Genomic DNA, 26773 nt, shown 5'->3' on the forward strand with positions numbered 1-26773 from the left:
CGCTTTTCGGATTTTTTTCCAACCCATTAATACCATTTTTTATTCGTAATAGAATATTTATAACAATATTGCGTTCACGCTCAGGATGTTAATAAATCGTGTTTTATTAACATGGTGTTAGAACCAGATTGCTTTATAGGTGACTCCTGTCGGATCCTTTCTCATTAAAAGTTAAACTATTTTTTAACTTATTTATTAAAAGAGGAACGATCTTAAAAAGATCTCCTACGATACCATAAGTAGCTATTTGGAAGATAGGAGCATTGGGGTCCTTATTGATAGCTATTATAACATCAGAGTTTTGCATCCCTATTGTATGGTATATTTCACCTGATATGCCTACAGCTATGTAAAGCTTTGGTGCAACATTCTTCCCACTCTGACCTACTTGCTGATTAACGGATAGCCATCCTCTATCAACTATTGAGCGTGTTCCTGCCACTGCTGCACCCAATAAATCTGCTAATTGATAAATTAATTTTAAATTCTCCTTGGAGCCTAGTCCCCGACCACAGGCCACGATTTTTTCAGCGCTCTCGATATTTTCGTAAGGATTGTTGTCTACCTTTATGATTTTTATGATTTTAGTGTGTATTTCTTCAGGTTTTATCTTGAACTCTTCACGTATCACAACCGCTTTTCTATTCCAATTTTGCTCAGACTTTTTGAATATATTGGGTTTTATAGTAGCCATCTGAGGTCTGGACTTGCATATGATCTCTGCCATAAGTTTACCAAAGGGTTTGATCTGAACTAGATTTCCTTGTTTGTTTATTTCGAAATCGGTGCAATCAGCATTTATGCCTGTACCAAGGCGTGCTGCAAGCCTAGGTGCTAATTCTTTACCGTTTAGTGTGCCTCCTATAAATAATATAGATGGTTTATATTTAAAAGAGAGTTCAGATAATATTTTCACATAAGCATCAACAGTATACCTTTTAAGAAGCTCGTTTTCGACCAAAATCACCTTATCGGCTCCATAAGCTGATAGCTCTTCTACTAATTCCTCTACCTGATCACCCAACAGAATTGCTATGAGTTCTTCTCTGAGTTTTTCAGCTAATTTTCTCCCAACGCTTAATAGCTCGAGGCTTACATTCTTGAGTTTTCCATTTTTCTGCTCTGCAAATATCCATACTCCCTTATACTTTTTGACATCTATGATTTCATTAGGCTCTTCCACAGACATCTCGATTCTTTCCCCTTAAATTATCTTTTTCTTTGATAAAATTTGAACGAGACTCTCAACAACTTCTTTAGAATCGCCTTGAAGTATCATTTCAGGTTTACGAACAGTAGGTGGAAAAATTCTCTTTACACAAGTAGGCGAGCCTTTTGAGCCATATTTATTAATATCCCCACCTAGTTCCGAAGAAGTGATTACCTCAATCTTCTTCCTTCTTGAACTGATAACCCCCTTGAGAGTAGGAAGGCGCGGCTCGTTTAAACCCTTAGTTGTAGTAAGTAAAACAGGCATTGGAGACTCAACAATCTCTATTTCTTCATCAACTTCTCTATGAGAAATTACTTTTCTCCTCTCTATATGTACATCGACCTTTTTTACATAGCAGATTTGAGGTATACCAAGAAATTCCGCTAGATGGGGACCGATATGACCAGTCTCTGCATCCATGGCCAATTTTCCACAAATTATAATATCATATCTTATCTTTTTGATCTGCATCGACAGAGTATGCGCCGTTGCTATAGTATCTGCACCAGCAAAGGCTCTATCACTGAGTATTATACCCCTATCTGCACCCATAGCCAGACACTCTAATATCGCCTCTTTTGCTTGAGGGGGTCCCATCGTTATGATCGTTACTTCCCCACCATACTTCTCACGTAACCTTATGCCTTCTTCTACCCCAATTATGTCCCAAGGGTTTAATATACTCGGAACACCCTCACGTACAAGAGTATGGGTATCAGGATCTATCTTCCAATCTGGAACAGCTGGAATTTGTTTTACGCAGACAATGATACTCAGACTTTTAGAAGACACCAATATCCCACTCCAAAAGAATTCTTTTTACTTTATAAGAACTTAGTAATTACTTTGATTATCAGTGATTTATGCATAAAAAGAAGCATTTAAAATCTTAAACAAAAACATTACGTTATCCAAAACGGTAAATAATGCCATGCCCAGCCGGAGGATAAGTAATATGGATCTTATTGTATGGACATACTATTTCACATGTCCCACACTCCAAGCAACCTTCATATGAGACTATTAGATCATCATTCTCCCAAATGTAAGTTTTAGTAGGGCAACAGTATGTGCAAGCCTTATCGATGCATACCTTACATTTGTCTTTATCAACTATTATATGGCTTTTCTTATAAACCTTGAAAGTATTAAGTGACAACTTTGAATCTATGCCCATGCTTAGGAATTGATTGTAATAACATAGATAAAAGTATAACGCAAACTATCTAAGCTTTAATCTTGACTTTCTTATAAAAACAAGTCTCATGTCCTGTGTGACAAGCTGGCCCCTTCTGGTCGATGAGCAATAGTATAGCATCGTTATCGCAATCCATTATGATTTCTTTAACTCTTTGTGTATTTCCAGAAGTTTCTCCTTTCATCCATAACTTATTCCTCGACCTACTCCAGTAGTGGACATATCCAGTCTCAATGGTTTTCTCCAATGATTCTTTATTCATATAAGCCAGCATTAGTACTTTCTTTTTTTTGTAATCTTGAGTAATAGCTGGTATTAGTCCAGTAATTTTATCGAATTGTATTTGATTTATATTGACTCCATTCATAGTCGTATCTGTATGCCTTGCTCTATTAAATAATTCTTTATAACATCTACTGGAAACTTATCATAATGGAAAACTGAAGCTGCAAGAGCTGCATCAGCTTTACCTGTTGTAAATGCATCGTAGAAATGCTTGGGTTCGCCCGCACCCCCACTGGCTATAATTGGAATGTTCACTTTTTCAGATATTGTCTGAGTCAGTTCCAAGTCGAAACCATTTTCAGTACCGTCTCTATCCATAGAAGTGACTAAAAGCTCACCTGCACCCAATTTTGCGACTTTTTGTGCCCATATAATAGCATCCATGCCTGTAGCATTCCTTCCTCCATATGTATATACCTCGAACCAGCAATCTCCTTCGACTGTTTTCACAATGATGGAACCCTCATTATCGTAACGGCGTTTTGCATCTATAGCAACCACTATACATTGTGTGCCAAATATTTTTGCAAGCTTTGAGATCAATCTAGGTTGTTCTACAGCAAAAGTATTTATCGAGACCTTATCCGCACCGTTGCATAAAACTAATCTAGCATCATCTTCTCCTCTGATCCCGCCTCCCACAGTGAATGGTATGTCGAGATTCGCTGCCACATCTCTAACGACTATCTCCAATATCTTGCGTTTCTCTGAGGATGCAGTAATGTCTAAGAATACTAATTCATCAGCTTTTGATTCACAGTAGCGTTGAGCAAGTTCGACCGGATCCCCAGCACTCCTTAAATTTACGAAATTGATTCCCTTCACTACCCTACCTTGAAAGACATCCAAGCACGGAACAATCCTTTTTGTTAGTGTCATTGTTTTCCATCTATGAGATTACATTAATAGCATCTTTAAGAGTAAATCTATTTTCATAAAGCGCCTTTCCTAACACTACGCCATGAACTCCCATATTTTTGAGTTTTGATAAATGCTGAAGTTTACTAACACCTCCAGCTGCTATAACTTTTGCCTCCTTCATCTCAAGCATTTCGGCTAATATTTTAAAATCAGGACTCGTCAACATTCCATCTCTCTTTATAGAAGTTACCAAAAAAATCCTTACTCCAAGATTGATAAAATTCGTAACAGCATCACTAATGTCGATCTTCGAAGATACTTTCCATCCCTTTAGCATGACCTCCCTTCCATAGTGATCTAAGGACACTACAATCTTTTCTTTATAATCCTCTAAGAGTTTGATCAATGCCTTTTCATCTCTGAAAGCCATCGTTCCAAGTATTATCCTCTTTACACCTAAGTTGAGTATACTTTGAGCTATATCTAAGCTTCTGATTCCACCACCAACTTGAAAATCAGCATCAAGAGTTTTAACAATCTCTTCTACTATTGTTATATTGGTGCCCAAACCGAGAGCCGCATCCAAATCTACAATGTGTATTGTCTTTGCACCTTCATTGATCCATATCCTAACCACGCTCAAAGGACTTCCCAGTAAAGAGTAAGATTTTAATTGAGACGGGTCCCCCCTAGTTAACCTTACGACTTGCCCATCTTTTATGTCTACAGCTGGAATTAATTCCATCTAGACTACCTTTTAAGAATCTTGATAAAATTTTCTAAGATGATGCGACCTGCTTCGCCGGATTTTTCAGGATGGAATTGCGAACCATACAAATTCATATAAGTCAATATCGATGGAAAAGCTACTCCATATTCTGTTTCGGTTATTGTGATATCTCTTCTTAAAGGTGATGGATAGTATGAATGTACAAAATAACAGTAAGATTTATCAGCTAAGCCTTCTATGAGTTCATGATATTTCACTATTTTTAGATTATTCCAACCCATATGAGGAATCTTGACATTTTCCATAAATTTCACAACTTTTCCTGTTATCAATCCCAAACCCTCCTCACTTGACTCTTCACTCCTTTTGAAGAAGATCTGCATCCCTAAACATATACCAAAAACTATAGTGCCTGAATCGATTAGATCAAATATCTTAGTTTTAAAAGCTCCTATTTCACTCATCGCTGTTGAAAAATTTCCAACACCTGGCAGTATTAAAGAATCTATACTGTCTTCTAACTCTCCTATTGTTAATATTCTTGGCTCGACACCTGACCTTTGCAAAGCGCACTTTAAGCTGAAAAGGTTCCCGACTCCATAGTTTAAAATAGCTATATCCACTCATATAGCACCTTTTGCACTAGGGGTGCCTCTTCTTTTCGGATCAATCGAAACTGCTTGTCTTAAAGATAATGCTAAAGCCTTAAAGGCAGCCTCTATTTTGTGATGATCGTTCTCACCATATTGAACTTGAATATGAAAGTTTGCCTCTAGAGAAGATGCCAAAGTGTTTAGGAAATGATAGATGTCTTCAGTCTTTATATCTCCTATTTCTTTATTTTCAACCTTTAGATCGAGTACACTATACGGTCTCTTAACAAGATCTATTGCAACAACTGCAAGGGAGCAATCCATAGGCACTATGCTTGATCCAAAGCGACGAATACCAGTACGATCTCCAAGAGCCTTTTTTAATGCTTCACCTAATCCTATGGCTGCATCCTCTACCACGTGATGTACAAGGTCCCCTATAGCTATGATCTCGATATCAATCAGACTGTGAATTGATAACGTCCTTATCATGTGATCAAGAAATCTAATTCCAGTCTTTGTTATACTCTTTCCATTCCCGCCTAACTTTATTTTTACATTAACCTCCGTCTCATTTGTCTTTCTCTTTAAATGGGATTCACGCAAAGTCTTTTCCCTCTTTAATACATTTTAGAATGTATGGTAAATGTCTTACTGATGGTATTATGATATCTGCTCCTTTTTTTATAAAATCAAGCTTTTGTTCTTCACTCATAACAAAGTGAGAATAGACACCACAAAATAAATAACGTGATTCTATTTTATTCGCAAACTCGACCATTAAAAAGTCTGCCATCGAATCTCCTAAATATAGTGCAAATTTAAATGGCATGAGATTTGTTGCGCATTTTAATAGAGAATATGGGTTGGGTTTACTTAATTCACCTTCTTTACCATTATGCTTTGCATCTTTTTCTGCTTTATCAATATCATCAAGGAAGACTCTCGATTCCGGCTTAAAATAATCAAGCAATTCCCCCATACTATATTCAGAAGCAATAAATGGTCTCCCAGAAGCTATCCCAAAGTTAGCTCTACCGATCAAAGTAGAGATTTTTTGTAGTGCCTCCTTTTCCAAGAGGACTTCCTCTTTCTCAATTAATCCCCTACTTTTATGAAATAAACAGTCTTGGCTATAGATATTTTTGAAAAGTTTACAACCTAAGAATATTTCCTCAAAGATCGTTATGAGAAGACCTTCTCCGACTTCTCCTGGGTAGGAAAGTAATTTTTTCCCAGACCTAAGAATATGTATATCACGTTGTAATATTGAACTATCAGAGAAGAGAATCTTATCAAAGTATTTACCTGATAAACTTATCTTTTTCGTTAATTCTATCAATCTTTGTAAAGAATCTTTTGAGATTTCGAAATTGATATACTCATTACTTAAGCTCTTTTCAACAAATAATAGTTTATCTAATGGGTTCTTTAAATTATTAAAATACTTCGAATCAAGAGCTCTTACAAATTCTTCTTTTATTTGTTTTGGCATTAGGGTCAAAGTGAGCAACGATAGTATATACGAAACGGCCCAGTCGTTGTTGAAGCCACCCCCTTTTTTAAGAATGTAGATCATTTTATCCAATAATTGATCTTCGATTCTTGCTCCCGTTAATCGGGAGAAGATATAATTAACCGTTTCTTTTATTGATGATAAGTAAGATTTCGTAGCATCAATGATAACACCATCACAGTCAAATACTATTGCATCGACCTTTTTCAACTTTTCAAGACTATCAAATCTTATAAAAGCAGAATCTTCTCCTAATTGAATTTTAATATATTTCTCTTTATACATAAAATGACCACTTAACTTATTGATGTAAGTGCCTCAATGAAGCTGTTATTCATGTCGGGTAAGCCTACAGTCGACCTTAGGCACCCTTTTAAATTTAATACTGTATTTATCTTCCTTACCAGTACTCCTTTACTTAAAAGCTTATCAAAGACTTCTTCATAAGGCTTTTTAACCGTGAATAAAATGAAGTTTGCATCAGATCTAAAAGCTTTTACACCCTTTATCGTATTTAGCCTCTTTGATAGCTTCGCCCTTTCTTCTTTTAATCTTTTAATGCTTTCTTTGAATTTATCGATAATATCAAGAACTTTTAAGGACAATCTTAATGCAATACAATTTAAAGAATAGGGAAGTTGGGCATATTCAGATATGATAGTCGAGATTTTAGGATCTGATAAAGCATACCCCATCCTCACTCCAGCAAGACCAAATGCTTTTGAAAATGTTCTAGTTACTATTAGGTTCTCATATTTTTTGACTAATCTAACCAACGATTCTTTTGAGAACTCTACATAAGCCTCATCTAATAATACGATCCCAGGAAAATTCTCAATTAGTGCCACAATATCATCTATTTCAAATTGGTTGCCTGTTGGGTTGTTAGGTGAACATATAATGCAAATGCCTTTTTTACCCTTTGAGGATTCAATAATCTTATCAACATCTAAAGAAAAATCCTCTTTTAAAGGAACTTCAAGATATTTTATTCTTAGATGATTTGCTGACCATTTATACATAGAGTAAGTAGGCGCAATAGAAACAGCGATATCGTCTTTTCTTAAAAAAGATCGAAGGATAAGATCTATGATTTGATCGCTTCCATTACCCACTATAGTAAAATCGGAAGGTAGTCCGACATATCTGCCTAAAGATTGTCTTAAATTTATTTCTCCTTCCTTAGGATAGACCCTTGGATCAATCTCATCAATGACTTCATTTATGAGAGAAATAAGGAACTTTCTTGAAAGAAATAGATTCTCATTTTGGTTGAGTTTTATTACCCTCTTGGGATCAATTCCCGCCTTTGAAGCAACATCAGAGATTGACTCAGGTTTTACATATTTAATGAAAAATTTAATTTCTTTTAGCCTATTCTGAAGCCATTTCTCAGAATTTTTATTTCTATTCATACCCCTAATGTCCTACAAATTTATTTATTTACTCTTCTTTAGTTATTTTTATCTAAGATAGTTTATTATCATCTATCGAAATTATTATTTTCAGTTTATCATCTGTACTAAATAAACTAACTTTTCGATTTTTTTATTCTTTGAATCTTCCCTCCACGGCTAAGGCATGGTTAATCAATCCTTCTCTACGAGCTAGTATGCTGATGGGCTTCATCATTTTGCTTAACCCTCCTCTCGAGCATTGTACTGCATTCACAGTTTTTACGAAATCTATCACAGAAAGGTTAGAATAGACCTTCGCTGAACCACCTGTCGGCAATATATGATTTGTTCCAGTGCAATAATCTCCAGCTGACACTGGGCTATATGAACCTAAAAAGATCATTCCCGCCGATCTTATCTTCTTCTTAATCATACCAAGTTTCTTAGTTACTATCTCTAGGTGCTCAGGAGCGAAATCGTTTACAAAGTCTACTGCCTCATCCATGCTATCACAAATTATCACAAAGCCACTTTTATCCAGAGCTTTTGAAACTATTTCGGGCCTTGCCATCTTTGTTTTCATTTTTTCTAAATCTATGATGACTTGATCTGCCAAACCTTTCGATGTCGTTACCAATCCGCAAACACTTTCTGGTGAGTGCTCAGCTTGCGATAATAGGTCTAGAGTGATAAAATGAGGATTTGCTGAATCATCTGCCAATATCAATATCTCGCTTGGACCTGCTGGCATATCTACTGCAATATCCTTGGATACCAATATCTTGGATGTGGTGACATATCTATTCCCTGCACCCACAATTTTGTTTACAGATTTTAAACTTTCAGTCCCATAAGCCATAGCAGCTATTGCATGAGCTCCTCCGATCTTATATATCTCATCTACTCCACTTATATCTGACGCCACAAGAAGAATTGGGTCGAGCTGATAATTACTCATAGGTGGTGAGCAGACCACAATGCGTGGAACTTTTGCGACCTTTGCTGGAACTACTGTCATGAGTAAGCTACTAGGATAAGGTGAATATCCCCCTGGAACGTAGCAACCCGTGCTACTAATGGGAAGAGCTAAATTTGTTACTTTGACACTTTTTTCTCTATCATGCCATCTAAATTTCAACCTTTTAAGGAGAAAATTCTGAAATTTTTCAATCCTCTTTTTTGAGTATTTTAAGGCTGAAATCTCATCTTCAGTCACACTCTCATATGCTTTATCTATCTCTTCTTTGTCAACTATGAATTTGTCAATATTGACTTTAACATTATCGTATTTTTTAATAAAATCGATTAGGGCCTTATCACCATTCCTACGAACCTCATCTATTATGCCCTTGACATATCCTTCGAGCTCACTAACCCATTTCGGTGAAGTGTATGATCTTTCCTCAAGAAATTGTGAAGGTATTTCTGAAGTTTTCCATATTTTTACGGCAGATCACCCTTTTTTGCATTTGGAACTTCATTGAGAGAAAGAACCTGCCTCGGTTCATAAACTATTAAACCTTGAGCTAATCTTCTTAACTTTGGCAAAAGCTCGATGAAAATTCCTTTTTCTATGACTGTATTAACGGAATACCAACCTTTTTCTGATAGGGGAGATATAGTTGGCCTCTTCAGTGCTGGAAGTTGCTTCAGTAATTTTGGTAATTTAGTCTCACTCACGTTGACAAATATATGCAGCTTCTTCCTACCGTCAACAACTCCCTTGAGTAAGGTCAGTATATCGTATATTTTTTCTTTCTTTTCAGGATCTTTCAAAGCTTCTTTGTTAGCAATTAGATGGGCTGTGGAAATCCCAATTTCCTCGATTATCTTAAGATCGTTTTGCTCGAGAGTAGTGCCAGTCTCTGTTACATCTACTATTGCATCAGCGGTTTCTGGTGGTTTGGCTTCAGTCGCTCCAAAAGAAAGGAAAATGTTTACTTTAGGATTATTACCGATCCTCCACCAAGGGGTTATTACCAAAGGATCTAGATTCCCATAATACTTTTGATAATTTGGATTAGATTTAAAGTATGCAACAGTAGTATTAAGGTACTCTGTTGAAGTCCTCAACTCTTTCTTATCCTTCCAAAAATTTTTAATAAGTTGTGAAAGAGAGTTTATGGTTGTCCACGGTTTAGGTATTGCTATTACCATCTTTATTGCACCATACTCCAAGTCTAAAAGAACCTCGACATCAGATCTGGTCTCTTTTATCCAATCTATTCCCGTTATTCCTATATCCTGCAATCCTTCTGCTACATAAATCGGGATTTCTTGCGGTCTTAATATCCTCGGCTCTACCATAGGATCATTTATCGATGGACGGTATGTACGTTCTTGTCCCGACAACTTATATCCAGCTCTATCTAAAAACTCATAAGTAGTACTACCAAGAGAACCTTTGGGTAGAGCAAAATTAACCCTTTTCACTTCATACACCTTAGATATGGAGATATGTTCTTTGGAGACATCATCTTATAAAGTGTTTTAGTTTTCAGTCTTAAAGAAGAACGAAGGCAATAGTTGAATTCGATCCCCCTCTCTAGATATAAAACCATGAAGTGTTACCTTCATATTTGAATATTGTATTTAGACTATACATCTTTTACTCAGCAGGTTCAACAAATACATGACCGCTGTAACCACAAGATTTGCATCTGTACTCTTGTGGTATAAGCCATCCCCAAAAAGGGGGAATCATCTCAAGATCACATAGGCATTTAGGACAGACTTTTCTTCGCTTTATTGAAGTATGACGTAAAACTACTTTCATCTTTCTGTCTTTAAGTTCATCCTCTAACAACAAATCCCCAATCTCATTGGACTTCTATTGAGGAGTCGTTGAACCCTAGATCGACAAGCTCTCCTTTAACTATATCTCTGTGATCTCCCTGCAAGAGTATGTACCCATTTTTTGCAGTTCCACCACAAGCAAGCCTACTTTTTAACTTTTGAGCTATTCTATTCAGATCAGTCCGTTTCGGGTTTAGCCCTTCGATCATGGTTGTCGGTTTCCTAAACCTTCTCATCTCAAGTCGGACAACAATCCTTGTTTCCTCTTTTTCTAGCTCTTCACAGACGCAGAGATCGGTAGGTAGACCACATTTTTTGCAAACACTCATGAAATGCAGTATTCTTTTTTTCTACAATTATTTAACTTTTCTCTTCTGCTTTGGTAAGTCTATTATTAATCATGGCATCTTTTTAACCCCTATTATTAGTCATTATGGGATAACCACTGACAGGGACTGATGATCATCTAATATTGAAATAAAATTAATTATCGTTTGATAAAATATAAGATTAAAAATAACAAGCTAATTAAAATAAGCAAAGGGGAAATTACAAAATAAAAATCTCCACTCTTATATACATAAATTATTATTGGTGGAAGATTCTCTAGAAACGGTAGATGACGAATGATTATAGGTAATAACACCAAAATGATTCCAAGTAAGATCAAAAATATGCCTGAAATTGTTAGTAATTGGTGTGCATTCAGTGTGGGATTTAGTGGCAAACTCCTCACCATAAAATTATTTACAGAATTTTTAAGTAGATCTATATTTAAAAAGCCTATGTACCCAAAAGAAGTATTAGAGGAGCGATACAGAAAGCGAGACTACCTTCGGAAGTGTAGCAAAATAAAAGTCTAGTATGTTACAATTAACACAAAAATAATATAAACATCGTACACCTTATAGTAAAGTTAGGGTATAATGAGAATGGGAACAAAAGGAAGAGAGATTGTTGGCCTAGAGATTAGTGAACTTGTAGAATCGCTTAATAAAGCGCTTGCAGACGAATGGCTTGCTTACTACCAATATTGGATAGGGGCTAAGGTTGTTGTAGGACGTATGAGAAAAGCAGTTGTTCTTGAGCTTGAAGAACATGCTAACGATGAATTAAGACATGCAGGAATGCTTGTAGATAGAATTTTACAACTTGGAGGCACTCCCCTTCTTAAACCAGAAGATTGGTATGATATGAGTAACTGTGGTTATGAGACTCCAGTAGACCCGTCAGTAAAAGTTATACTTGAACAGAATATAAAGGGCGAACAGTGTGCTATTGACGTTTATAATCAATTACTTGGAGTTGTTAAGGATAAAGACCCAATCACATATCATATGGTACTTGAAATTCTTGAGGATGAAGTTGAACATGAGGACGACCTCCAGACTATACTAGAAGACATTGAAAAGAAAGATTAAATTACTATATTTTATTAGACTGATCTAATAAAATCTTTAATCATTATTCAGTACGATTTGATGAAAAAGTTTACTAATTTGAACCATCAAACCACCACTAGATATGGGATATAAATTTCTAAAGAAGTCGATCAAGGTCAATAATGCTATTGATTTGATCTTAAAGCATTTAACGATAAAGCTTGGAATTGAAAAGATTCACTTTGATGAAAGTTTAGGTAGAGTGCTAGCAGAGGATATAATCTCGAAAGTAGATATCCCTCCAGTAAACAAGTCAGCTTTCGATGGTTATGCAGTAAAAGGAATCGATCTGTTATCTGCTTCACGATTCTCTCCATTGATATTGAAAGTAATAGATGAAGTAAAGATAGGCGCGATTCCTCCCAAATGGACTGAAGGAGCTGTAAAAATAGCTACTGGAGCTGCTTTGCCAGATGGCTTAGACACAGTTATACCAGCCGAATACGTAAATATTTTAGGAGATAATGAAATCGAGATCCTAAAGAGTTTCCCTATTGGTGATAATGTTATTCAAATAGGGGAGGATGTTAAAAAAGGAAAATGCGTTCTAAAAGCGGGTCGAATAATAAATCCATTTGATTTAGGGATGCTTGCTCAATTAAAAAAGATGAATGTAAAGGTCCTCGAAAAGTTACGTATAGTAATATTGCCTACAGGAAGTGAACTCGTTGAACCCAACGAAGAAGGGGATTTGTACAAGACGGTTGATACAAATATGTATACTCTATCTGCCCTGTGTAGGAAACCATGGATAGAAGTTGATCATATCAAACCTGTGCAGGATGATCTAGAAGCGCTTACACAAGCTATTCGATCATCCATAGTAAACAATCATGTGCTTATTATCACTGGAGGAACTTCAGTAGGCGAGCTTGACCTTGTGCCAGAGGCTGTTCAAAGAGTTGGAAGTGTGAAATTGTTGATAAGAGGAATAGGGATTCAACCTGGGAGGCCTACAGGAGTAGCAATTGTAGACGGTAAACTCTTTTTCATGCTTTCTGGTTTTCCAACAGCATGTATTATAGGATATATTGCCCTAGTTAGGCCCTTATTGTATAAAATTATTAATGCTCCGGAGCCTCCAAGACCGATTGTAACAGCTAAACTGCAATCTAAAGTTTCTTCTAGCCTTGGTGTGGAGGGTTATGTGAGAGTAATAGTAAAAAAAGTAGGTGAGAAGTTAATCGCTGAACCAGTCAGAGTAATAGGTTCGAGTTCAATTTCTTCTCTTATAGAGGCTAATGGTTTTCTTATTGTCCCATACAGATCGGAAGGCTTTGATAGCGGCTCAGAAGTACAAATCAATCTTTATGACTCAATACAGGGCTAAGGATGATAATTGAGTAGAGTAATCTTCAAAAAGCTAGTTACAATTGAAGAAGCGCTTGGAGCTTTATATAAATATATAACACCAAATCATTTGGGAATAGAAGAAGTAGATACTAAAGAGGCTTATGGGAGTATCTTAGGTGAAGATATAGTCGCAAGAATTGATCTTCCACCTTTTTCAAGGGCCATCTTAGATGGCTATGCTGTTAGAGCTATAGATACATCCTTTGCATCCGAAACGAATCCTACGCAATTGAAATTGATAGGCAGAATAAACGCCGGTGAATCACCAATTTTAAAGATTAGTGGAGGGGAGTGCATCGAGATAGATACAGGTGCTATCATCCCAAAAGGAGCTGATGCTGTAGTTCGGATTGAAAAAACATCCCTAGAAGGAGATAAAGTACTAATTTTCGACTCCGTAGGAAAAGGCTCAGGCATAGCAGCTAAGGGCTCGGATGTTTATCATGGCCAATTTATAATGGGTAAGGGTGAAGAGATTACAGCCGAAAAGGTTGGTATATTGACGGGATTAGGCTACCTCAAAGTCAAGGTATTGATGAAGCCCCAAGTTGCTATCTTCTCCATAGGAAATGAGCTTGTTGCACCTGGTATAAAATTAAAAACTTCTGAAATTTACGATGTCAACCAATATTCTATTGGCGCTTTAGTCAAGAGATCAGGTTGTATACCCATTTATCTTGGTATAAAGAGAGATAAGATCGATGAAATCCGTAGAGCGGTTATAGAAGGTTTAAGTTGCGCAGATATTATAATAATGTCTGGTGGTACATCGGCTGGAGTCAGTGACTTAGCCTATAGGGTATTTAATGGACTTGGAAACCCTGGTCTTATAGTTCATGGAATTGCCGCAAAACCAGGGAAACCCACGATAATCGCTGCTATAGGTGATAAGCCTATATTTGGATTACCAGGATTCCCGGTCTCTTCTTTGATCATATATGATCTGATCATTGATCCTGTTTTGAGAGCGATGTCTGGAAAGAAAGTAGGAGTTAGGAGAAAGTTGATGGCAAAAATGGCATTAAGACATATATCGGAGAGAGGAAGAAAAGAATATCTCCCTGTTTTTTTAAAATATAACAGAAGGGCTACTGTTGTCGTTCCCATTTTTGGTGGCTCTGGTGCAATAGCTTCCCTAAGTTCCGCAGATGGCATTGTAGAAATTCCTGAAAATGTGGATTTGATAGAGAAGGATGAAAATGTTAGAGTAAAACTCTTTTCAGATGCAAAAATAGCCGATCTTATAGCTGTTGGTGACTTAAGTCCTATATCGCAAATAATCCTAAACAAATTAAGAAGATTAGGTATAAAAATAAGGGCTGAATTCAGAGGACTCGAGCATGGTTTACAATGGATTAGAGATGAAATTGCCGACTTGTTAGTATCTTGTATACCAGAGAGTAAAACAATCTTAAACTCATCTAATTTTCCCTCCAAACTTACTAATCTTGGAACTTTTAAAATGAGGATGGTTTGGGCTTCCTCCGAGAAGGAGATTTCTTCAGGTTCTACATTTGTATTGCCACGAAGTAGCTCTACCTTGAGAAATTATGCCGAAAAGTGTATCAAGAGAATAATTAAGGATTTTAATATTATTGAGACATGGTCTTACGACGCTGCAATAGATCTGATCACAAACCGAAAGGCTATATTTGCACTTCTGCCTTCATCTATCGCTATAAATTATGGTTTTGAATCTATTGATGCCTTCCCTGCGAATGTAAGCTATCTAGTCCCTAAAGAATTTCTTTCCACAAGAGTAGGTAAAAGGTTGTTACGGATAATAAAGAATATGAAACTCTAAATCCATATTCAAGTTTTCGTTCTTAAAATATCGGGTATGTTAGTTACTATCCCGTCTACACCCATTTTAATTATGTAGTTTGCTTTATCGATATCGTTGACTGTCCAAGGAAATATCTCTAAATCATTTCTATGGGATTCTGTGACCATTTCTTGTGAGAAGTACTTATATTCTGGAAGTAATACATTCGCTTTAGCATTTAACGCAAGTTCTGAAGATTTAATCGGATGACACTTGAAGATAACGCCAGTCTTCAGGATCGGATTAAACTCTTTTACCTTCCTTAAAATAGGATGATAAAATGAAGTTATTAAGACCTCTTCTTCTATACCTTCATTCTCAACAATTTTGACAACAGACTTCTCTATATTCAGGACTTTTATCTCGATTACTAATATCGCTTTATCTCTTATAGCATCAATGACTTCTTTAAGAGTTGGAATGACCTCCCCTTTCCCAGCATTTAAATTCTTCAATTTTTTTAAAGTTAGGTCCTTAACATATCCACTTCCATTTGTTGTCCTGTCAACCTTCTCATCGTGAATCACAACTATCTGATTATCTTTACTCGATCGAACGTCCACCTCGATCATATCTGCATGAATATCTAATGCTTTTACGATAGCTCTTAATGTATTTTCTGGCTCATATGCGGATGCTCCTCTATGAGCGATTATTAACATACTATATTCGAAATGTAAAGTAACTTTTAAAATTAAGGTTAATTTTCTGATATTTACCTTGGAAGAAGATCTCGGGATTAGCGCAATAGATAAGCTTGTGAAGATGATTGAGGATAAGAAGCTTGGACTTGATCCTGAAATATTGGCTTATTGGTTTAAAATAATCGAATCTGATGCCAAATCTCTATGTCCTGAGAATCTACGTGACACCATTTCTTTGAAGCAAGACCCCATATTAGGTATGAAGTTCAAACTCAAAGCATCGAGGCGCACAGTACCGTTCTTATTACAGGCTATCGAGAAAAATCTATCATTGATGCCTTATGCCACAAGATTGTACTTTATGAAAGTCGGGGATATCATAGAAGACGAAGCCTCCCGCTTTTATGTTTAAGACGATTATGATTCAAAAACTATTTTACGGTTCATAAATTATGTTGCCAGTCTCATTAACTACTTTGATTCCCGAAGCTCTTTTTTCCAATTCTGCTTTAAATCTTTCAGAGCTAAGTGTCTTTATAAATGAACTCACAAGTGGTTTCTTTAAACGATTTCTATCTATGACAAAATCGAAATTTTCCTCAAATAGCGGGATGAAATCCAATTTATATCTCTCCGCTATAGCTTTAATACCAACCCCTACATCAGCTTTGCCATTAATAACCGCCTTTGCAACCCTTTTATGAGAATTTACTTCTATATTATATCCTTTGATATTCTTAAATAATTCTTTATACTTTAGACCTCTCACATTAGCCATCCTCTTTATCTCTTGGTCAATGATCGATCTTGTCCCTGAGCCTAAACTTCTGTTCACAAATTTTACATCCTTTGAAAAAAGATCTTCAAAACTCTTAATTTTTTTCGGATTGCCTACATTAGTGAGAAATCCTTGTTCACGCAAGTATCCCTTAACTAAAACAGCTTTATCATCGATGAAATATCTTTTTAGGAAAGGCAGATTATATTGTCCAGTCTCTTCATCAAGTAGGTGAATCCCTGCTATATCCGTCTCACCGAGCATCACAGCGGCTAGCCCTCCAGATGACCCTATACTAACTAACTCAGATCTGAATTTCAGCTCTTTTGTCATTGATTCGATGAGAATTTCAATTCCAATACAATTGCTTCCAATTATTGATAAGTCTGGGACTGTAATTTCATGGCTGAAGAGCTTTCTCTTTATCTTGGGTTTTTGGATTTTATAAGATAATGACTCTTCTAGCTGCTTTTCGAGTTTCTTGTATTCTTGTAAGATTGTAATACCAACTTCTGTAAGCTTAGCACCGCCTCCTCCAAACTCTCCTCCTTTTCTTGCCTCTATAACGGGGTCTCCTAAAATCTTGTTAATTCGATTAATTGTATTCCACGCATGTGCGTAAGAGATTCCTAATGCTTTAGCCGTTCCCATAAAAGACCCAATCTTCTGTATCCCTTCGAGTATCCAAGCCTCCTTCTCTCCAATTAAGTATCTCCCTTTATAGTCTAGCCGTGCAGTAAAACCAGGGGTAAATCTTGGTTTCATTTATCAAGAAGATTATTCTACATGTACTCTAAAGGTATCCATGTCCAAGCCAATTAACTTCAAGAAGTCTCTAGCTGCCTTTTCAACATCCTTGGCTTGAGTGATATACCTGCCCACAATCAGAATATCTGCACCAGCCTTTAGAGCTTGAGTAGTATTATCTGGATCTATCCCTCCAGCAACTGCCATAAGTATCTTTTTATCCTTGAATGCCTTTTTTATCTCTTTGATAAGGTCCCATCTAGTCTTCCCACCTTTCTCTTCATCAATACCTCTGTGAAGAATTACGACCTCTGGGAGTTCCTGAAGTGAATTTAAAATTCGGATTGGGTCTTCTACATCCATCATATCCACGAAAGAGTAAATTCCTAATCTCTTTGCTTCATAAATGAACTTGTCTAATGTGTCTTTTGATGCTAGACCAGAAGCCACTACTGCATCAGCAGTCTCCTCATACGCTAAATCTACCTCAACTTGACCTACATCCAATGTCTTCAAGTCGGCTACTACGAAGACGTCTTTTACAATTTCTCTTATATCACGAATGACTTTAACTCCATATTTTTTGATTAGTGGAGTGCCAGCCTCTAGGATTATTCTATCGCTTGTTGGTAGCTGGTTTATAATCGATTTCACCTTTTCAAGATCAGGTATGTCGAGAGCTACCTGCAAATAAGGTGGCATCCACAGTCTTGGAACTTTAAAGCCCATAATTGCGTGAGTTGCCCTATCCTTATCATATATAATTTTATCGAGGGGTGGATAATTAATTAACGCTCTTTTTAGGGCTAACTTTGTAGCTCCATAATTATAGTGATATATCTTTCTATAATCTTTGGCTTCAGGGTGGATGAATACGCTGCATATAATGACCCAATCGTCGACTTTATCATTAGGGATTAATCCTTCTTCTACAGAATCAGCGATTGCCTTTGCTATAGCTGCTTGAGCTGGACCGAAGATTTTTGCTGCCTGCTCCATGTCCTTTATAGTGACCTTGGGTACGATCAAAGTAAAAGGCTTAGAAGGTAAGTTAGGTCGAATTACTGCAAGTAATGGGGTGTGTCCTCTAGATAAAGTGGTTAGCCCATTTGCAAATGCCTGACCAACAGCTCCTTCCTTATCGCCTATGATGAGGTCTATATGAGCGAGTTCAGGTTCTCTTCCTAATAACGCTTCTCCTATAAGGTAAAGACGGTTCGACATTTATAAACACAATTTAATAGAACAACACTTTATTTAAATGCCTTACTAATGTTTAAAATAAGATTTAAAATATTTGAAGAAAGTCTCTTTAATTCTTATAAAATTGGTATTAGTCTGAGGCTATATAAATCACTAAGTTTAGCTATGGCGATGGAGTATTTAACAATCTTATTTTGACAATCCCCGCAATTACTATTATTTTAGGAGGGGCATATATGTTATTACCACTCCTTAACCCAAATATCTGACGTCTGATAATGAATTATATATTACTAGAGTTAAAAAATGAATTTTTTTTTATAAATTTTTTATCGATTTCAAATCAAAAATTTATATATTTTTAATATTTTTAATGATAAATGAAGAGAATATAAGTTTAATGGAAAGATATAATAGTGTGCTCCTCATTTCTTCGGAAAGGAGAAATCCTATGGGTGAAGCAGAAGTAGAAAAGAAAAAAGTTCTCGGCACTGCGCCGATAATCGCTATCGCAATGGCTCTCATAGGTCCTGCAGCATATGGTGTCGGATTCTTCCCAGCTATGCTAGGTGAAGGTACCGGGCCAGTATTAGCCTTACCTATTCTAATAGGTACTATAGCATGTATCTTTACAGCGATTAGCGTCGCTGTACTTGCATTGAAGTTCGCCTATTCTGGTGGTGCATACTCATATTCAAGAGAGGCTCTGGGTGTACACGCAGGTTTCATGGTTGGATGGGCTACAGTATTGGCATATTTCTTCCTTCCTACAGCTGGAGCATTATTCGCAGGAGTCTATGGTGACATATTTATCTCATCCCTCATGGGAGTGCCAGGAGGCACATACGCGTATTTGGATATCTTGATTGCTATAATCGCAGCACTAGTCATGCTACTCATTGCTTACCGCGGAGTAGAGGCAGGTGGACTTACTATGGAGCTAGTCCTTATCGTCCAAATTGTACTCGTTTTCATCATTGCATTATGGGCTCTTACAGCAATCCCACCGAACGCCAATTTAGCAGCTCCTTTCGATCCGTCTTTCACTAGCTGGTCAGGAGCAGAATCAGGAGACTTAGGAATAATAATGACAGCTGGTTTCTTGTTCTTCTTCGCTTTCTATGGCTTCGACGGTACAGTCGTCTTCGCTGGAGAGGCTAAAAATCCATACAGGAGTTGTGCTCTCGGCGCTGTACTCTGTATTCTGATTGTAGGTGCCATCTATGTCTTCTGGGCATGGGCTATGATGCTACCGTACTCCGGTGATGTAGCAACTTTCACCACCATGCAAGACGCTGTAATAGCAGCAGGAGACGTCTCACCACTCGCAGAAACAGCTGGTGAGGCCTGGTTCGGTAGCGCAAATACTGGTGTTTCAATTCTGTCTGGAGCGATGCTCTTATCAGCGCTTGGTAGCGGTACAGCTGCGGCTCTAACGATAAGCAGAATTCTACAAGCAATGGGTGCGGATGAAGTTTTACCAAAATCCCTTGGTAAATCACATCCAACTTTCAAAAGCCCTCACATAGCTGCTATGCTCGTTGGAATTGTAACTGTGCTTATTCCTGTAGTCACATATTTCATGGGCATGGCTCTGATAGACACATTCGTTTTCACTGCCACATGGTGTGCTTGGGGTGTACTGATAATGTATTTCTTCATGAACGTAGACAACCTATTTATTTCAGCGAAGAAAATAACAGGTAAGAGTTTCATACTTGGTATCATAGTTCCAATAGTAGGTGCAGCCCTAATGGGCTACATCTGGTGGAGCAGCGGATCAGCAGGTATACCTGGTATTGCAGAGGCATCTGCATTCGAAGGTGGTCCTATTTGGAACACTATGATGACTCCAGGCTTCATATGGATGGCTATAGGTTTCATCTACCTAATCTACCTTCGTGTTGCAAAGAAAGAAGTCTTAGAGAGAGGAATAACCGCAGTGTAAGCGATATCTGCATAAAAATTCCCCCCTTCCTTTTTTTCATTTAATTTATAGACAAAAATATTTATCTCAATCCTTAATGTCCTTAAAGTATCGTTTAAGGTGAAAGATTGGATAAAATAGACCAGCAGATAATAGAAGTATTGAAGGATAATTCTAGGCTTCCATATGGTGCTATAGGTGAGAAAGTAGACTTATCAGAAGCAGCTGTGAGAAAGAGAATAAAAAATCTTATAGCTACAGGGATTATTAAAAAGTTCACAATTGAAGTAAATGTGAGTGAAAGCGCCAATGCAATTGTGTTGATCTCCCTTAGTCCCTCAACATCCTCATCAGAAATTTCAAAGAAGCTTTGCGAAATCGATGGAATCGTAGACATTCATGAGGTGACAGGACAATATGATATTTTTGTGAATATCACTGCCAACAATATAGTAGAGGTAAATAAATGCATAGACGAAATTCGAGGTATAGACGGAATTACCAATACGAATACTATGATAATCCTTAAAAGCTGGGCTTAAATTGTAAAAATTTATATATACGTTTATTGGATAAATGATGACTAATATTGATGCAATCTGAATTAAAAAATACTAATTTAGAACATAAAATAACGAAAATCGACTCAAGTTACTTGGCAAATTGGTACAATAAAGTTTCAAGTAATCCAATAAAAGATTTAATGATACTTGATAGTACGTTACGAGAAGGTGAACAATCGCCAGGAGTTTCTTTTACCACTCATCAGAGGTTGCAGATTGCTTGGATGTTAGATTATTTTGGAGTTAATGCTTTAGAAATAAGCCCTATTGTATCTCCTAGCCATAAAGAATCTTGTAAAAGGCTTGTAAAAGCTGGATTAGGGGCAGATATAGTTGTTCATATCAGAGCATTGCAAAAAGATATCGATGTAGCTCTTGATTGTGATGCTAACTGGATAGCTATGTATCATTCTGTATCTGATGTTCATTTAAAGTATAAACTCAAAGTTACAAGAGATGAGACGATTAAGAGAGCAGTTCAATCTGTTGAATATGCAAAGAGCCATGGTTTGAAATTACGCTTTACAATGGAGGATGCAAGTAGATCCGATCCTATATTTTTAAAGAAAATCTGTAAAGAAGTTGTAGATGCTGGGGCAGATAGGTTAGGACTGCCTGATACATTAGGAATCTTAAGACCAAAAGGTATGTCTAACCTTGTAAGAACGGTTAGAGAGGTAATAGATGCCCCTATTGATGTCCACTGTCATAATGATTTAGGTTTGGCAACAGCCAATTCATTAGCTGGAATTGAAGCAGGCGCAGATCAGATTCATGTTACTATAAATGGATTGGGAGAGAGAGTAGGAATCGCTCCTCTGGCTGAAGTTGTGATGGCATTGAACTTGATCTATAAAAGAAAACTGAAAGTAAAGCCGGATATACTAAGCGAGCTTTCAGATTTACTTGAGAGATATACAAGCGTAAAAACTCCTGAATCGAAGCCAATTGTAGGGGAAAATGCATACAAGCATAAAGCTGGTACCCATATTGCTGCAATTATCAGAGAGCCTGCAGCTTACGAACTTATACCTCCGAAGGTTGTAGGTAATAAAAGGAAAGTTGTTATAGGTGAACTATCAGGCAAGAATACGGCTGCCTTCCTTTTACATATTTTGGGATTAAGTCCTAGTATGGGAGAAGCTGTCAAACTAGCTCAGGGTCTAAAAAAACTTCAGTGTGGCGATCTATTTGAACTGAGCTTATCTGAAGAGCTAGAAGAAGAAGTACTAAAAGTTGAAGACAAGCTTTAAACTCTGCTTAGATAAGTGCATATGAGGGAGGTGAAACTAATGAAGTGTCTTGAATGTGAAGGTGATATACCTATACCAGAAGATGCCCTTGAAGGTGAAATCGTCACATGCCCTGATTGTGGTGCTTCATTCGAGCTTTACAAAAAAGAGGATAAGATATTCGATCTTCGTTCAGTACAGGCAGTTGGTGAAGATTGGGGTGAATGAAATTTAACTATCTCTATGGTATATGATTACATCAGATGGGAAGAAAAAGCAATCGCTAATGCGGCAAAGAAGAGGGGAGTTGAAATGAAGCTACTTGACTCCAAAGACCTTTTCTTACTCTTAGATGATGATTATACAAAGATATTTGGGGATATTGTACTCCAAAGATGCGTAAGCTATTTTAGAAGTTTACATCTTACAGCAGCCCTTGAGGCAAAAGGCATCTCAGTTGTCAACCGTTTTAACGTCGCCCTTACTACTGGAAATAAGCTTCTTACTAGTCTCGCCCTTCTTAAAAATGGTGTACCAACGCCTCGCACATCTTTGTCTTTTACTCCTAAAAGTGCTCTAAAATCCGTTGAAAATTTTGGTTATCCTTCGATATTAAAGCCTGCTATAGGTAGTTGGGGAAGATTGGTTGCTCCTTTAAAAGATAAAGATTCAGCTGAAGCCATCTTTGAGGATAGAGAGCATATGTTCCCGCTTTACCAAATTTACTACATCCAAGAGTACGTGAAACGTCCGCCAAGAGACATTAGAAGTATAGTGATTGACGATAAAGTGGTTGCTGCCATATATAGAGTATCTCCATCTGGAAATTGGAAGACGAATATGGCTTTAGGAGGAAAAGCAGTAAACTGTCCTATAACTGAAGAATTGGAGGATATTTGTGCTAAAGCTTCAAAGACAGTCGGTGGAGGAATCTTGGGAGTCGATTGTATGGAGGGACCTGATGGACTTTTAGTTCATGAGATTAATAATACAACCGAATTCAAAAATACTGTTCCTATTACAGGTGTCGATATCCCAAATTTGATAATCGATTATCTTATAAGAACTAGCTAGGATTGAAAATCTTTGATCGAATACGCTGTTAAATTACTAGAGGACTTATTAAAAATATACAGCCCTTCAGGTCAAGAAGAGCCTCTCTCTCGATCATTGGCTGAAAGTATGGACAATTTGGGTTTTAATGTAGTAGTGGATAAAGTGAACAACGTAATAGGGACTATCGGTTCTGGGTCTCCTTCGATATTATTGTGTGGACATATAGATACTGTTCCTGGCAAACAACCCGTGAGAATTGAAGACGGTCTTATGTTTGGTAGAGGGTCTGTAGACGCTAAATCTTCTCTAACAGCAATGGTAATGGCTGCGTCAAAATTTATCGATAAAAAAGATTTTGGTAAGATAATCGTTGCTGGGGTTGTAGATGAAGAAGGGACAGGGAGAGGGATAAAGGAGCTTATCAAAGATAATATCCAAGCTGATTATGCTATCTTTGGCGAGCCAAGCGGTATAGAGCACATAACAATTGGATATAAGGGGCGAATCTCTTTAAAAATTACATGTAAAACAGCGAGTGTACATGCAAGTGCTCCTTGGATGTCACAAAATGCTATTGAGAAAGCATTTGAAGTCTGGGACACTATACGTGCTTATACTTCACAAAAAGAGGATAAAAACAGTCTTTTTAACTCTCTGACTGCATGTATCACAAAAATACGTGGTGGGACTTCTCATAATGTGTTGCCTGGTACGTGTAAGATAACTACAGACATAAGAATACCTCCCAAGATGTCTTGCGCAGCAGTTTATCAAGATGTCATGGAGATTATTAAAAATTATCAATCAGATGTATCTTTCCCAAAGATAAATGTAGAAGTGAGAGATAAAGTAGAACCTTTTGAAACTGATAAAAATTCACACCTTGTAAGAGCTCTGATTATTGCTATATTAAAGATAAGAGGAAAGAGACCTATGCTATTACGTAAAACTGGTACAGGAGATATGAACGCCTTTGGACACGCCTTTAAGATACCCGTTGTTACCTACGGTCCAGGTAATCCACATCTATCTCATACGCATAAGGAATATATCGAGATTTCAGAATATCTATCGAGCATAGAAATTTATCAGAAAGTAATTTCGAATCTGTATAATTTCTATCATAAAAAAGATATTAAAAAATAATATTCGAATATAATAATAATTTTCAACGAACCTAAAAATTAGTTTCAGGACAGTTGATTTATTTTCTTCAATTTTATGATCATATTGATACTTAATGATTTTTAGCTCATTTCAAAATTAAAATATGAACAAGTTATTAACCTATAGGAGCACCATGACCCGGAACATCACTCCAAACCATATCCCATACATCTTCTTCTAAAATGGCCTCTTTCCTAATAATCGCTTTTAAAAGGTGCTTCATTAAGGCATGGTGCTTTACTTCGTCTTCATATATATCAATCATAATATGATTTATTCTGCTATCTAACTCACTTTCTAGAAGCTTTTTGACCTCCTCCATCATCGTGCTCTCTACTTCTATGTGCTTTTTTATAATTGATTCAAGACTATTGTACTCTTGATTAGTAAGGGCTTTACTTTCACTCTTTAAGAGACTTAAAATAGCAGTATAAAGTCCTGCATGCTTCCGAGAGTCATGAGCTATACTCCTTAGGATCTCCTGAACTAAAACATTACTTAGTCCTTCCACGCTAGATGATAGGCCTGATGCGTTATTCTCCTCTAAACTGATCATGCTCTCTATCTTTTTTATTAATTCACTCATTAAGTCCACCTTTTTACATGCTAAATTTACTTTGTTGGAATGTTTCTCTTCTAAATAAGGTTTTAGGGTTTAAAATTGATACCTAAATTAAGATATAATCTGGATTTCCCAGACCCATCGGGACCGAGATAATTGTTAGGGAAAACAATTATACCATTTCAAAGTCAACAGACTACTTCATAGTTGACGTTGAATAATAACAACCGTTTAGGTGCCAGATTTGATCTGATTGCCATTATTTATTATTCCCGAATAATCTACAAATTTAAACTTTTATTCTATAAATGGTTAAATCCAATTTATCAACATAGGAGGGTACTCCCTTTTATGTTTAGATGTATTATAACGCCTTTGAACTTCTTGAATTAATTTTAAATGAACGTTTAGCTGTGAAGCTATCTTCTTATGATCCATCCCTAGATCAAATATGGCATAAAGAACTAAGTCCAGAATGTCATAATCTGCTGGTATCTCATCTGTAGCTCTTTGCCCCCTCCATAATTGGGGAGATGATGGTTTATCTATGATGTTTTTCCCCAATCCTAAATATTCTCCTAATTTTTTGACTTGGGTCTTGTATAAATGAGCTATTGGTAAGAAATCGATCCCACCATCTCCATACTTTGTAAAGTAGCCTATTAGATTCTCACTTCTATCTCCTGTACCTACAACAAGATAATTTAAAAAATTAGCAAAGAAGTAGTTGATGGTCATTCTTATCCTTGCCCTTACATTCGCTTTTGCAATTCTATCTTTTTTTAAAGGAATTTTCTCAAAAAATGCTTTTGTGATAGAATCGATAGGGACTGTGTAAGTTTTTATACCAAGCTTCACAGCAAGGCTCTTCGCATCCTTTATATCAGATAATGGCGTAACCTCGGAGTCAGGCATGATTAGGCCTAACACTTTCTCTGGTCCTAAAGCTTTTACACAAAGTATGACAACTACAGAACTATCAATGCCGCCACTTAAACCTACAATAACACCTTTTGCTCTCGTTTCTACAATAATCTTTCTAATAAATTCAAGAATTTCATATTCAACCCTTTGACAATCAATGTTCAAAGATTCAATAGAGATTTTTTTATCCAATTCCTTTTTTAAAATGTAAGTAACTATTTTAAAAGTTCCTTTTACAGTAATGTGTCAAGCAATATAGTATCTTTATTAAGAATCCTGCTTTGATTCCATCATTTTTTTCATCATATTTGTAGTATATTCCTCGGTCAATACTCCAGCTGTAATCAGATTGACTAAGGAATTGATAGAAGCCTCGCCCGTGACTCTTCCGGTCTTCCCCCTTATTTGCCTCCACTTAAGCTTCGTGTTACCACTTTTTGAAATATATATTATGCCGAGAATACCATTTGCGTTAATAAAAGTAATCTCCCGAATTTTTTTCAAGGTAACTTTATCAACAGCTTCTACATATATTGATCCGAACTCTCCTTCCTTCTCAGGAAAGACTTCTGAATCTCTGAAGTAACTTTCAGGGATGAATGATTCGCATGTGTTAATAATTAAAAACTTGCGAAACTTTTCTAGAATAGCGTTCGTTTCTATCTGTACCAAAAACTTCTCCCTTATGGCGTTTAAAATAATGTTTTTTTTATTCGATATAAATCTTGCTTTAAATAAATATGATTAGAAGAAGATAAAGA

Annotated in this window: 31 protein-coding genes; 11 read left to right on the plus strand and 20 right to left on the minus strand. The window is 36.6% G+C overall.

Going from position 1 to position 26773, the window contains the following annotated elements; translation table 11 throughout:
* Positions 1-133: 133 nt before the first annotated feature.
* The 14 genes from L6N96_06690 to L6N96_06755 form a co-directional block, all read right to left on the minus strand.
* Positions 134-1189 (minus strand): electron transfer flavoprotein subunit alpha/FixB family protein, encoded by a 1056-nt coding sequence (locus tag L6N96_06690; protein ID MCP8323843.1) that lies wholly within the window; start codon positions 1187-1189, stop codon positions 134-136.
* 15 nt (positions 1190-1204) lie between these two features.
* On the minus strand, positions 1205-2005 hold the full coding sequence (locus L6N96_06695) for an electron transfer flavoprotein subunit beta/FixA family protein (protein ID MCP8323844.1): 801 nt from the start codon (positions 2003-2005) through the stop codon (positions 1205-1207).
* A gap of 115 nt (positions 2006-2120) precedes the next feature.
* Positions 2121-2390, minus strand: a complete 270-nt coding sequence (locus tag L6N96_06700; protein MCP8323845.1) for a hypothetical protein — start codon at positions 2388-2390, stop codon at positions 2121-2123.
* 49 nt (positions 2391-2439) lie between these two features.
* Entirely contained in the window at positions 2440-2778 is a 339-nt protein-coding gene (gene hisI, locus L6N96_06705; protein ID MCP8323846.1) for a phosphoribosyl-AMP cyclohydrolase, read from the minus strand.
* Entirely contained in the window at positions 2775-3575 is an 801-nt protein-coding gene (hisF, locus tag L6N96_06710) for an imidazole glycerol phosphate synthase subunit HisF (GenBank protein MCP8323847.1), read from the minus strand. The genes hisI and hisF overlap by 4 nt, the downstream gene beginning before the upstream one ends.
* A gap of 10 nt (positions 3576-3585) precedes the next feature.
* Complete coding sequence (hisA, locus tag L6N96_06715; protein MCP8323848.1) at positions 3586-4302, minus strand: 1-(5-phosphoribosyl)-5-[(5-phosphoribosylamino)methylideneamino]imidazole-4-carboxamide isomerase; 717 nt, start codon at positions 4300-4302, stop codon at positions 3586-3588.
* Between the two features lie 5 nt (positions 4303-4307).
* A complete protein-coding gene (gene hisH / locus L6N96_06720) occupies positions 4308-4910 on the minus strand; it encodes an imidazole glycerol phosphate synthase subunit HisH (protein MCP8323849.1) in 603 nt (200 codons plus the stop codon).
* A complete protein-coding gene (gene hisB / locus L6N96_06725; protein ID MCP8323850.1) occupies positions 4911-5486 on the minus strand; it encodes an imidazoleglycerol-phosphate dehydratase HisB in 576 nt (191 codons plus the stop codon).
* Entirely contained in the window at positions 5479-6681 is a 1203-nt protein-coding gene (locus L6N96_06730) for a hypothetical protein (protein ID MCP8323851.1), read from the minus strand. The genes hisB and L6N96_06730 overlap by 8 nt, the downstream gene beginning before the upstream one ends.
* Positions 6682-6692: 11 nt before the next feature.
* Complete coding sequence (gene hisC / locus L6N96_06735) at positions 6693-7811, minus strand: histidinol-phosphate transaminase (GenBank protein ID MCP8323852.1); 1119 nt, start codon at positions 7809-7811, stop codon at positions 6693-6695.
* A 133-nt stretch (positions 7812-7944) separates the two neighbouring features.
* Entirely contained in the window at positions 7945-9135 is a 1191-nt protein-coding gene (gene hisD / locus L6N96_06740; protein MCP8323853.1) for a histidinol dehydrogenase, read from the minus strand.
* Between the two features lie 101 nt (positions 9136-9236).
* The gene (gene hisG, locus L6N96_06745) at positions 9237-10226 is read right to left on the minus strand and encodes an ATP phosphoribosyltransferase (protein MCP8323854.1); all 990 of its coding nucleotides are present in this window, start codon (positions 10224-10226) and stop codon (positions 9237-9239) included.
* A 175-nt stretch (positions 10227-10401) separates the two neighbouring features.
* A complete protein-coding gene (locus L6N96_06750) occupies positions 10402-10599 on the minus strand; it encodes a hypothetical protein (protein MCP8323855.1) in 198 nt (65 codons plus the stop codon).
* A gap of 13 nt (positions 10600-10612) precedes the next feature.
* The gene (locus L6N96_06755; GenBank protein ID MCP8323856.1) at positions 10613-10918 is read right to left on the minus strand and encodes a translation initiation factor; all 306 of its coding nucleotides are present in this window, start codon (positions 10916-10918) and stop codon (positions 10613-10615) included.
* A gap of 321 nt (positions 10919-11239) precedes the next feature.
* Between L6N96_06755 and L6N96_06760 the strand changes: the two genes are divergently transcribed.
* From L6N96_06760 to L6N96_06775, 4 genes are all read left to right on the plus strand, one after another.
* Positions 11240-11452, plus strand: a complete 213-nt coding sequence (locus L6N96_06760) for a hypothetical protein (protein MCP8323857.1) — start codon at positions 11240-11242, stop codon at positions 11450-11452.
* Positions 11453-11521: 69 nt separating this feature from the next.
* Positions 11522-12010 (plus strand): hypothetical protein, encoded by a 489-nt coding sequence (locus L6N96_06765; protein MCP8323858.1) that lies wholly within the window; start codon positions 11522-11524, stop codon positions 12008-12010.
* A gap of 103 nt (positions 12011-12113) precedes the next feature.
* Positions 12114-13361, plus strand: coding sequence for a molybdopterin molybdotransferase MoeA (locus tag L6N96_06770; protein ID MCP8323859.1), 1248 nt, complete (start codon positions 12114-12116; stop codon positions 13359-13361).
* A 9-nt stretch (positions 13362-13370) separates the two neighbouring features.
* Positions 13371-15188, plus strand: coding sequence for a molybdopterin-binding protein (locus tag L6N96_06775; GenBank protein MCP8323860.1), 1818 nt, complete (start codon positions 13371-13373; stop codon positions 15186-15188).
* 8 nt (positions 15189-15196) lie between these two features.
* Here the strand turns inward: L6N96_06775 and L6N96_06780 are convergent, their stop codons facing one another.
* On the minus strand, positions 15197-15871 hold the full coding sequence (locus L6N96_06780; GenBank protein MCP8323861.1) for a hypothetical protein: 675 nt from the start codon (positions 15869-15871) through the stop codon (positions 15197-15199).
* 58 nt (positions 15872-15929) lie between these two features.
* Between L6N96_06780 and L6N96_06785 the strand changes: the two genes are divergently transcribed.
* Positions 15930-16265 (plus strand): hypothetical protein, encoded by a 336-nt coding sequence (locus L6N96_06785; protein ID MCP8323862.1) that lies wholly within the window; start codon positions 15930-15932, stop codon positions 16263-16265.
* 24 nt (positions 16266-16289) lie between these two features.
* Here the strand turns inward: L6N96_06785 and L6N96_06790 are convergent, their stop codons facing one another.
* Positions 16290-17396 carry a LysR family transcriptional regulator gene (locus L6N96_06790; protein MCP8323863.1) on the minus strand — a complete coding sequence of 369 codons (1107 nt, stop codon included), beginning with the start codon at positions 17394-17396 and terminating at the stop codon, positions 16290-16292.
* 12 nt (positions 17397-17408) lie between these two features.
* Positions 17409-18602 (minus strand): bifunctional 5,6,7,8-tetrahydromethanopterin hydro-lyase/3-hexulose-6-phosphate synthase, encoded by a 1194-nt coding sequence (locus L6N96_06795; GenBank protein ID MCP8323864.1) that lies wholly within the window; start codon positions 18600-18602, stop codon positions 17409-17411.
* A 430-nt stretch (positions 18603-19032) separates the two neighbouring features.
* Here L6N96_06795 and L6N96_06800 point away from each other — a divergent pair, with 430 nt between their 5' ends.
* The 6 genes from L6N96_06800 (at position 19033) to L6N96_06825 (ending at position 24505) form a co-directional block, all read left to right on the plus strand.
* Positions 19033-20529, plus strand: coding sequence for an APC family permease (locus L6N96_06800; GenBank protein MCP8323865.1), 1497 nt, complete (start codon positions 19033-19035; stop codon positions 20527-20529).
* 107 nt (positions 20530-20636) lie between these two features.
* Positions 20637-21050: an Lrp/AsnC family transcriptional regulator gene (locus tag L6N96_06805; GenBank protein ID MCP8323866.1), complete on the plus strand. Its 414-nt coding sequence runs from the start codon at positions 20637-20639 to the stop codon at positions 21048-21050.
* Positions 21051-21100: 50 nt separating this feature from the next.
* A complete protein-coding gene (locus L6N96_06810) occupies positions 21101-22324 on the plus strand; it encodes a 2-isopropylmalate synthase (GenBank protein ID MCP8323867.1) in 1224 nt (407 codons plus the stop codon).
* A 39-nt stretch (positions 22325-22363) separates the two neighbouring features.
* Positions 22364-22531, plus strand: coding sequence for a lysine biosynthesis protein LysW (locus tag L6N96_06815; protein MCP8323868.1), 168 nt, complete (start codon positions 22364-22366; stop codon positions 22529-22531).
* Positions 22532-22546: 15 nt separating this feature from the next.
* Positions 22547-23377, plus strand: coding sequence for a lysine biosynthesis protein LysX (lysX, locus tag L6N96_06820; protein MCP8323869.1), 831 nt, complete (start codon positions 22547-22549; stop codon positions 23375-23377).
* Positions 23378-23389: 12 nt separating this feature from the next.
* Positions 23390-24505 (plus strand): M20/M25/M40 family metallo-hydrolase, encoded by a 1116-nt coding sequence (locus tag L6N96_06825; GenBank protein MCP8323870.1) that lies wholly within the window; start codon positions 23390-23392, stop codon positions 24503-24505.
* Between the two features lie 136 nt (positions 24506-24641).
* On the opposite strand, the gene L6N96_06830 is transcribed toward L6N96_06825, so the two are convergent.
* The 3 genes from L6N96_06830 to L6N96_06840 all read right to left on the minus strand — a co-directional run bounded on the left by L6N96_06830 (position 24642) and on the right by L6N96_06840 (position 26684).
* On the minus strand, positions 24642-25112 hold the full coding sequence (locus L6N96_06830; GenBank protein MCP8323871.1) for a hypothetical protein: 471 nt from the start codon (positions 25110-25112) through the stop codon (positions 24642-24644).
* Between the two features lie 288 nt (positions 25113-25400).
* Positions 25401-26204 carry an NAD+ synthase gene (locus L6N96_06835; GenBank protein ID MCP8323872.1) on the minus strand — a complete coding sequence of 268 codons (804 nt, stop codon included), beginning with the start codon at positions 26202-26204 and terminating at the stop codon, positions 25401-25403.
* A 75-nt stretch (positions 26205-26279) separates the two neighbouring features.
* Positions 26280-26684 carry a hypothetical protein gene (locus tag L6N96_06840; GenBank protein ID MCP8323873.1) on the minus strand — a complete coding sequence of 135 codons (405 nt, stop codon included), beginning with the start codon at positions 26682-26684 and terminating at the stop codon, positions 26280-26282.
* Between the last annotated feature and the right edge of the window lie 89 nt (positions 26685-26773).

This window comes from Candidatus Methylarchaceae archaeon HK02M2 (assembly GCA_024256165.1).
Lineage (GTDB): Archaea > Thermoproteota > Nitrososphaeria > Nitrososphaerales > JACAEJ01 > HK02M2.

Bases quoted from the DNA above. Each gene is read 5' to 3' on its own strand.
- L6N96_06830 (MCP8323871.1), bottom strand. From the start codon at position 25,112: ATGAGTGAATTAATAAAAAAGATAGAGAGCATGATCAGTTTAGAGGAG.
- L6N96_06690 (MCP8323843.1), bottom strand. From the start codon at position 1,189: ATGTCTGTGGAAGAGCCTAATGAAATCATAGATGTCAAAAAGTATAAG.
- L6N96_06800 (MCP8323865.1), top strand. From the start codon at position 19,033: ATGGGTGAAGCAGAAGTAGAAAAGAAAAAAGTTCTCGGCACTGCGCCG.
- hisF (MCP8323847.1), bottom strand. From the start codon at position 3,575: ATGACACTAACAAAAAGGATTGTTCCGTGCTTGGATGTCTTTCAAGGT.
- L6N96_06790 (MCP8323863.1), bottom strand. From the start codon at position 17,396: ATGAAACCAAGATTTACCCCTGGTTTTACTGCACGGCTAGACTATAAA.
- L6N96_06780 (MCP8323861.1), bottom strand. From the start codon at position 15,871: ATGTTAATAATCGCTCATAGAGGAGCATCCGCATATGAGCCAGAAAAT.
- lysX (MCP8323869.1), top strand. From the start codon at position 22,547: ATGGTATATGATTACATCAGATGGGAAGAAAAAGCAATCGCTAATGCG.
- L6N96_06700 (MCP8323845.1), bottom strand. From the start codon at position 2,390: ATGGGCATAGATTCAAAGTTGTCACTTAATACTTTCAAGGTTTATAAG.
- hisC (MCP8323852.1), bottom strand. From the start codon at position 7,811: ATGAATAGAAATAAAAATTCTGAGAAATGGCTTCAGAATAGGCTAAAA.
- L6N96_06730 (MCP8323851.1), bottom strand. From the start codon at position 6,681: ATGTATAAAGAGAAATATATTAAAATTCAATTAGGAGAAGATTCTGCT.
- L6N96_06810 (MCP8323867.1), top strand. From the start codon at position 21,101: ATGCAATCTGAATTAAAAAATACTAATTTAGAACATAAAATAACGAAA.
- hisI (MCP8323846.1), bottom strand. From the start codon at position 2,778: ATGAATGGAGTCAATATAAATCAAATACAATTCGATAAAATTACTGGA.
- L6N96_06795 (MCP8323864.1), bottom strand. From the start codon at position 18,602: ATGTCGAACCGTCTTTACCTTATAGGAGAAGCGTTATTAGGAAGAGAA.
- L6N96_06755 (MCP8323856.1), bottom strand. From the start codon at position 10,918: ATGAGTGTTTGCAAAAAATGTGGTCTACCTACCGATCTCTGCGTCTGT.
- L6N96_06815 (MCP8323868.1), top strand. From the start codon at position 22,364: ATGAAGTGTCTTGAATGTGAAGGTGATATACCTATACCAGAAGATGCC.
- L6N96_06770 (MCP8323859.1), top strand. From the start codon at position 12,114: ATGGGATATAAATTTCTAAAGAAGTCGATCAAGGTCAATAATGCTATT.
- L6N96_06760 (MCP8323857.1), top strand. From the start codon at position 11,240: ATGATTCCAAGTAAGATCAAAAATATGCCTGAAATTGTTAGTAATTGG.
- hisA (MCP8323848.1), bottom strand. From the start codon at position 4,302: ATGGAATTAATTCCAGCTGTAGACATAAAAGATGGGCAAGTCGTAAGG.
- L6N96_06765 (MCP8323858.1), top strand. From the start codon at position 11,522: ATGGGAACAAAAGGAAGAGAGATTGTTGGCCTAGAGATTAGTGAACTT.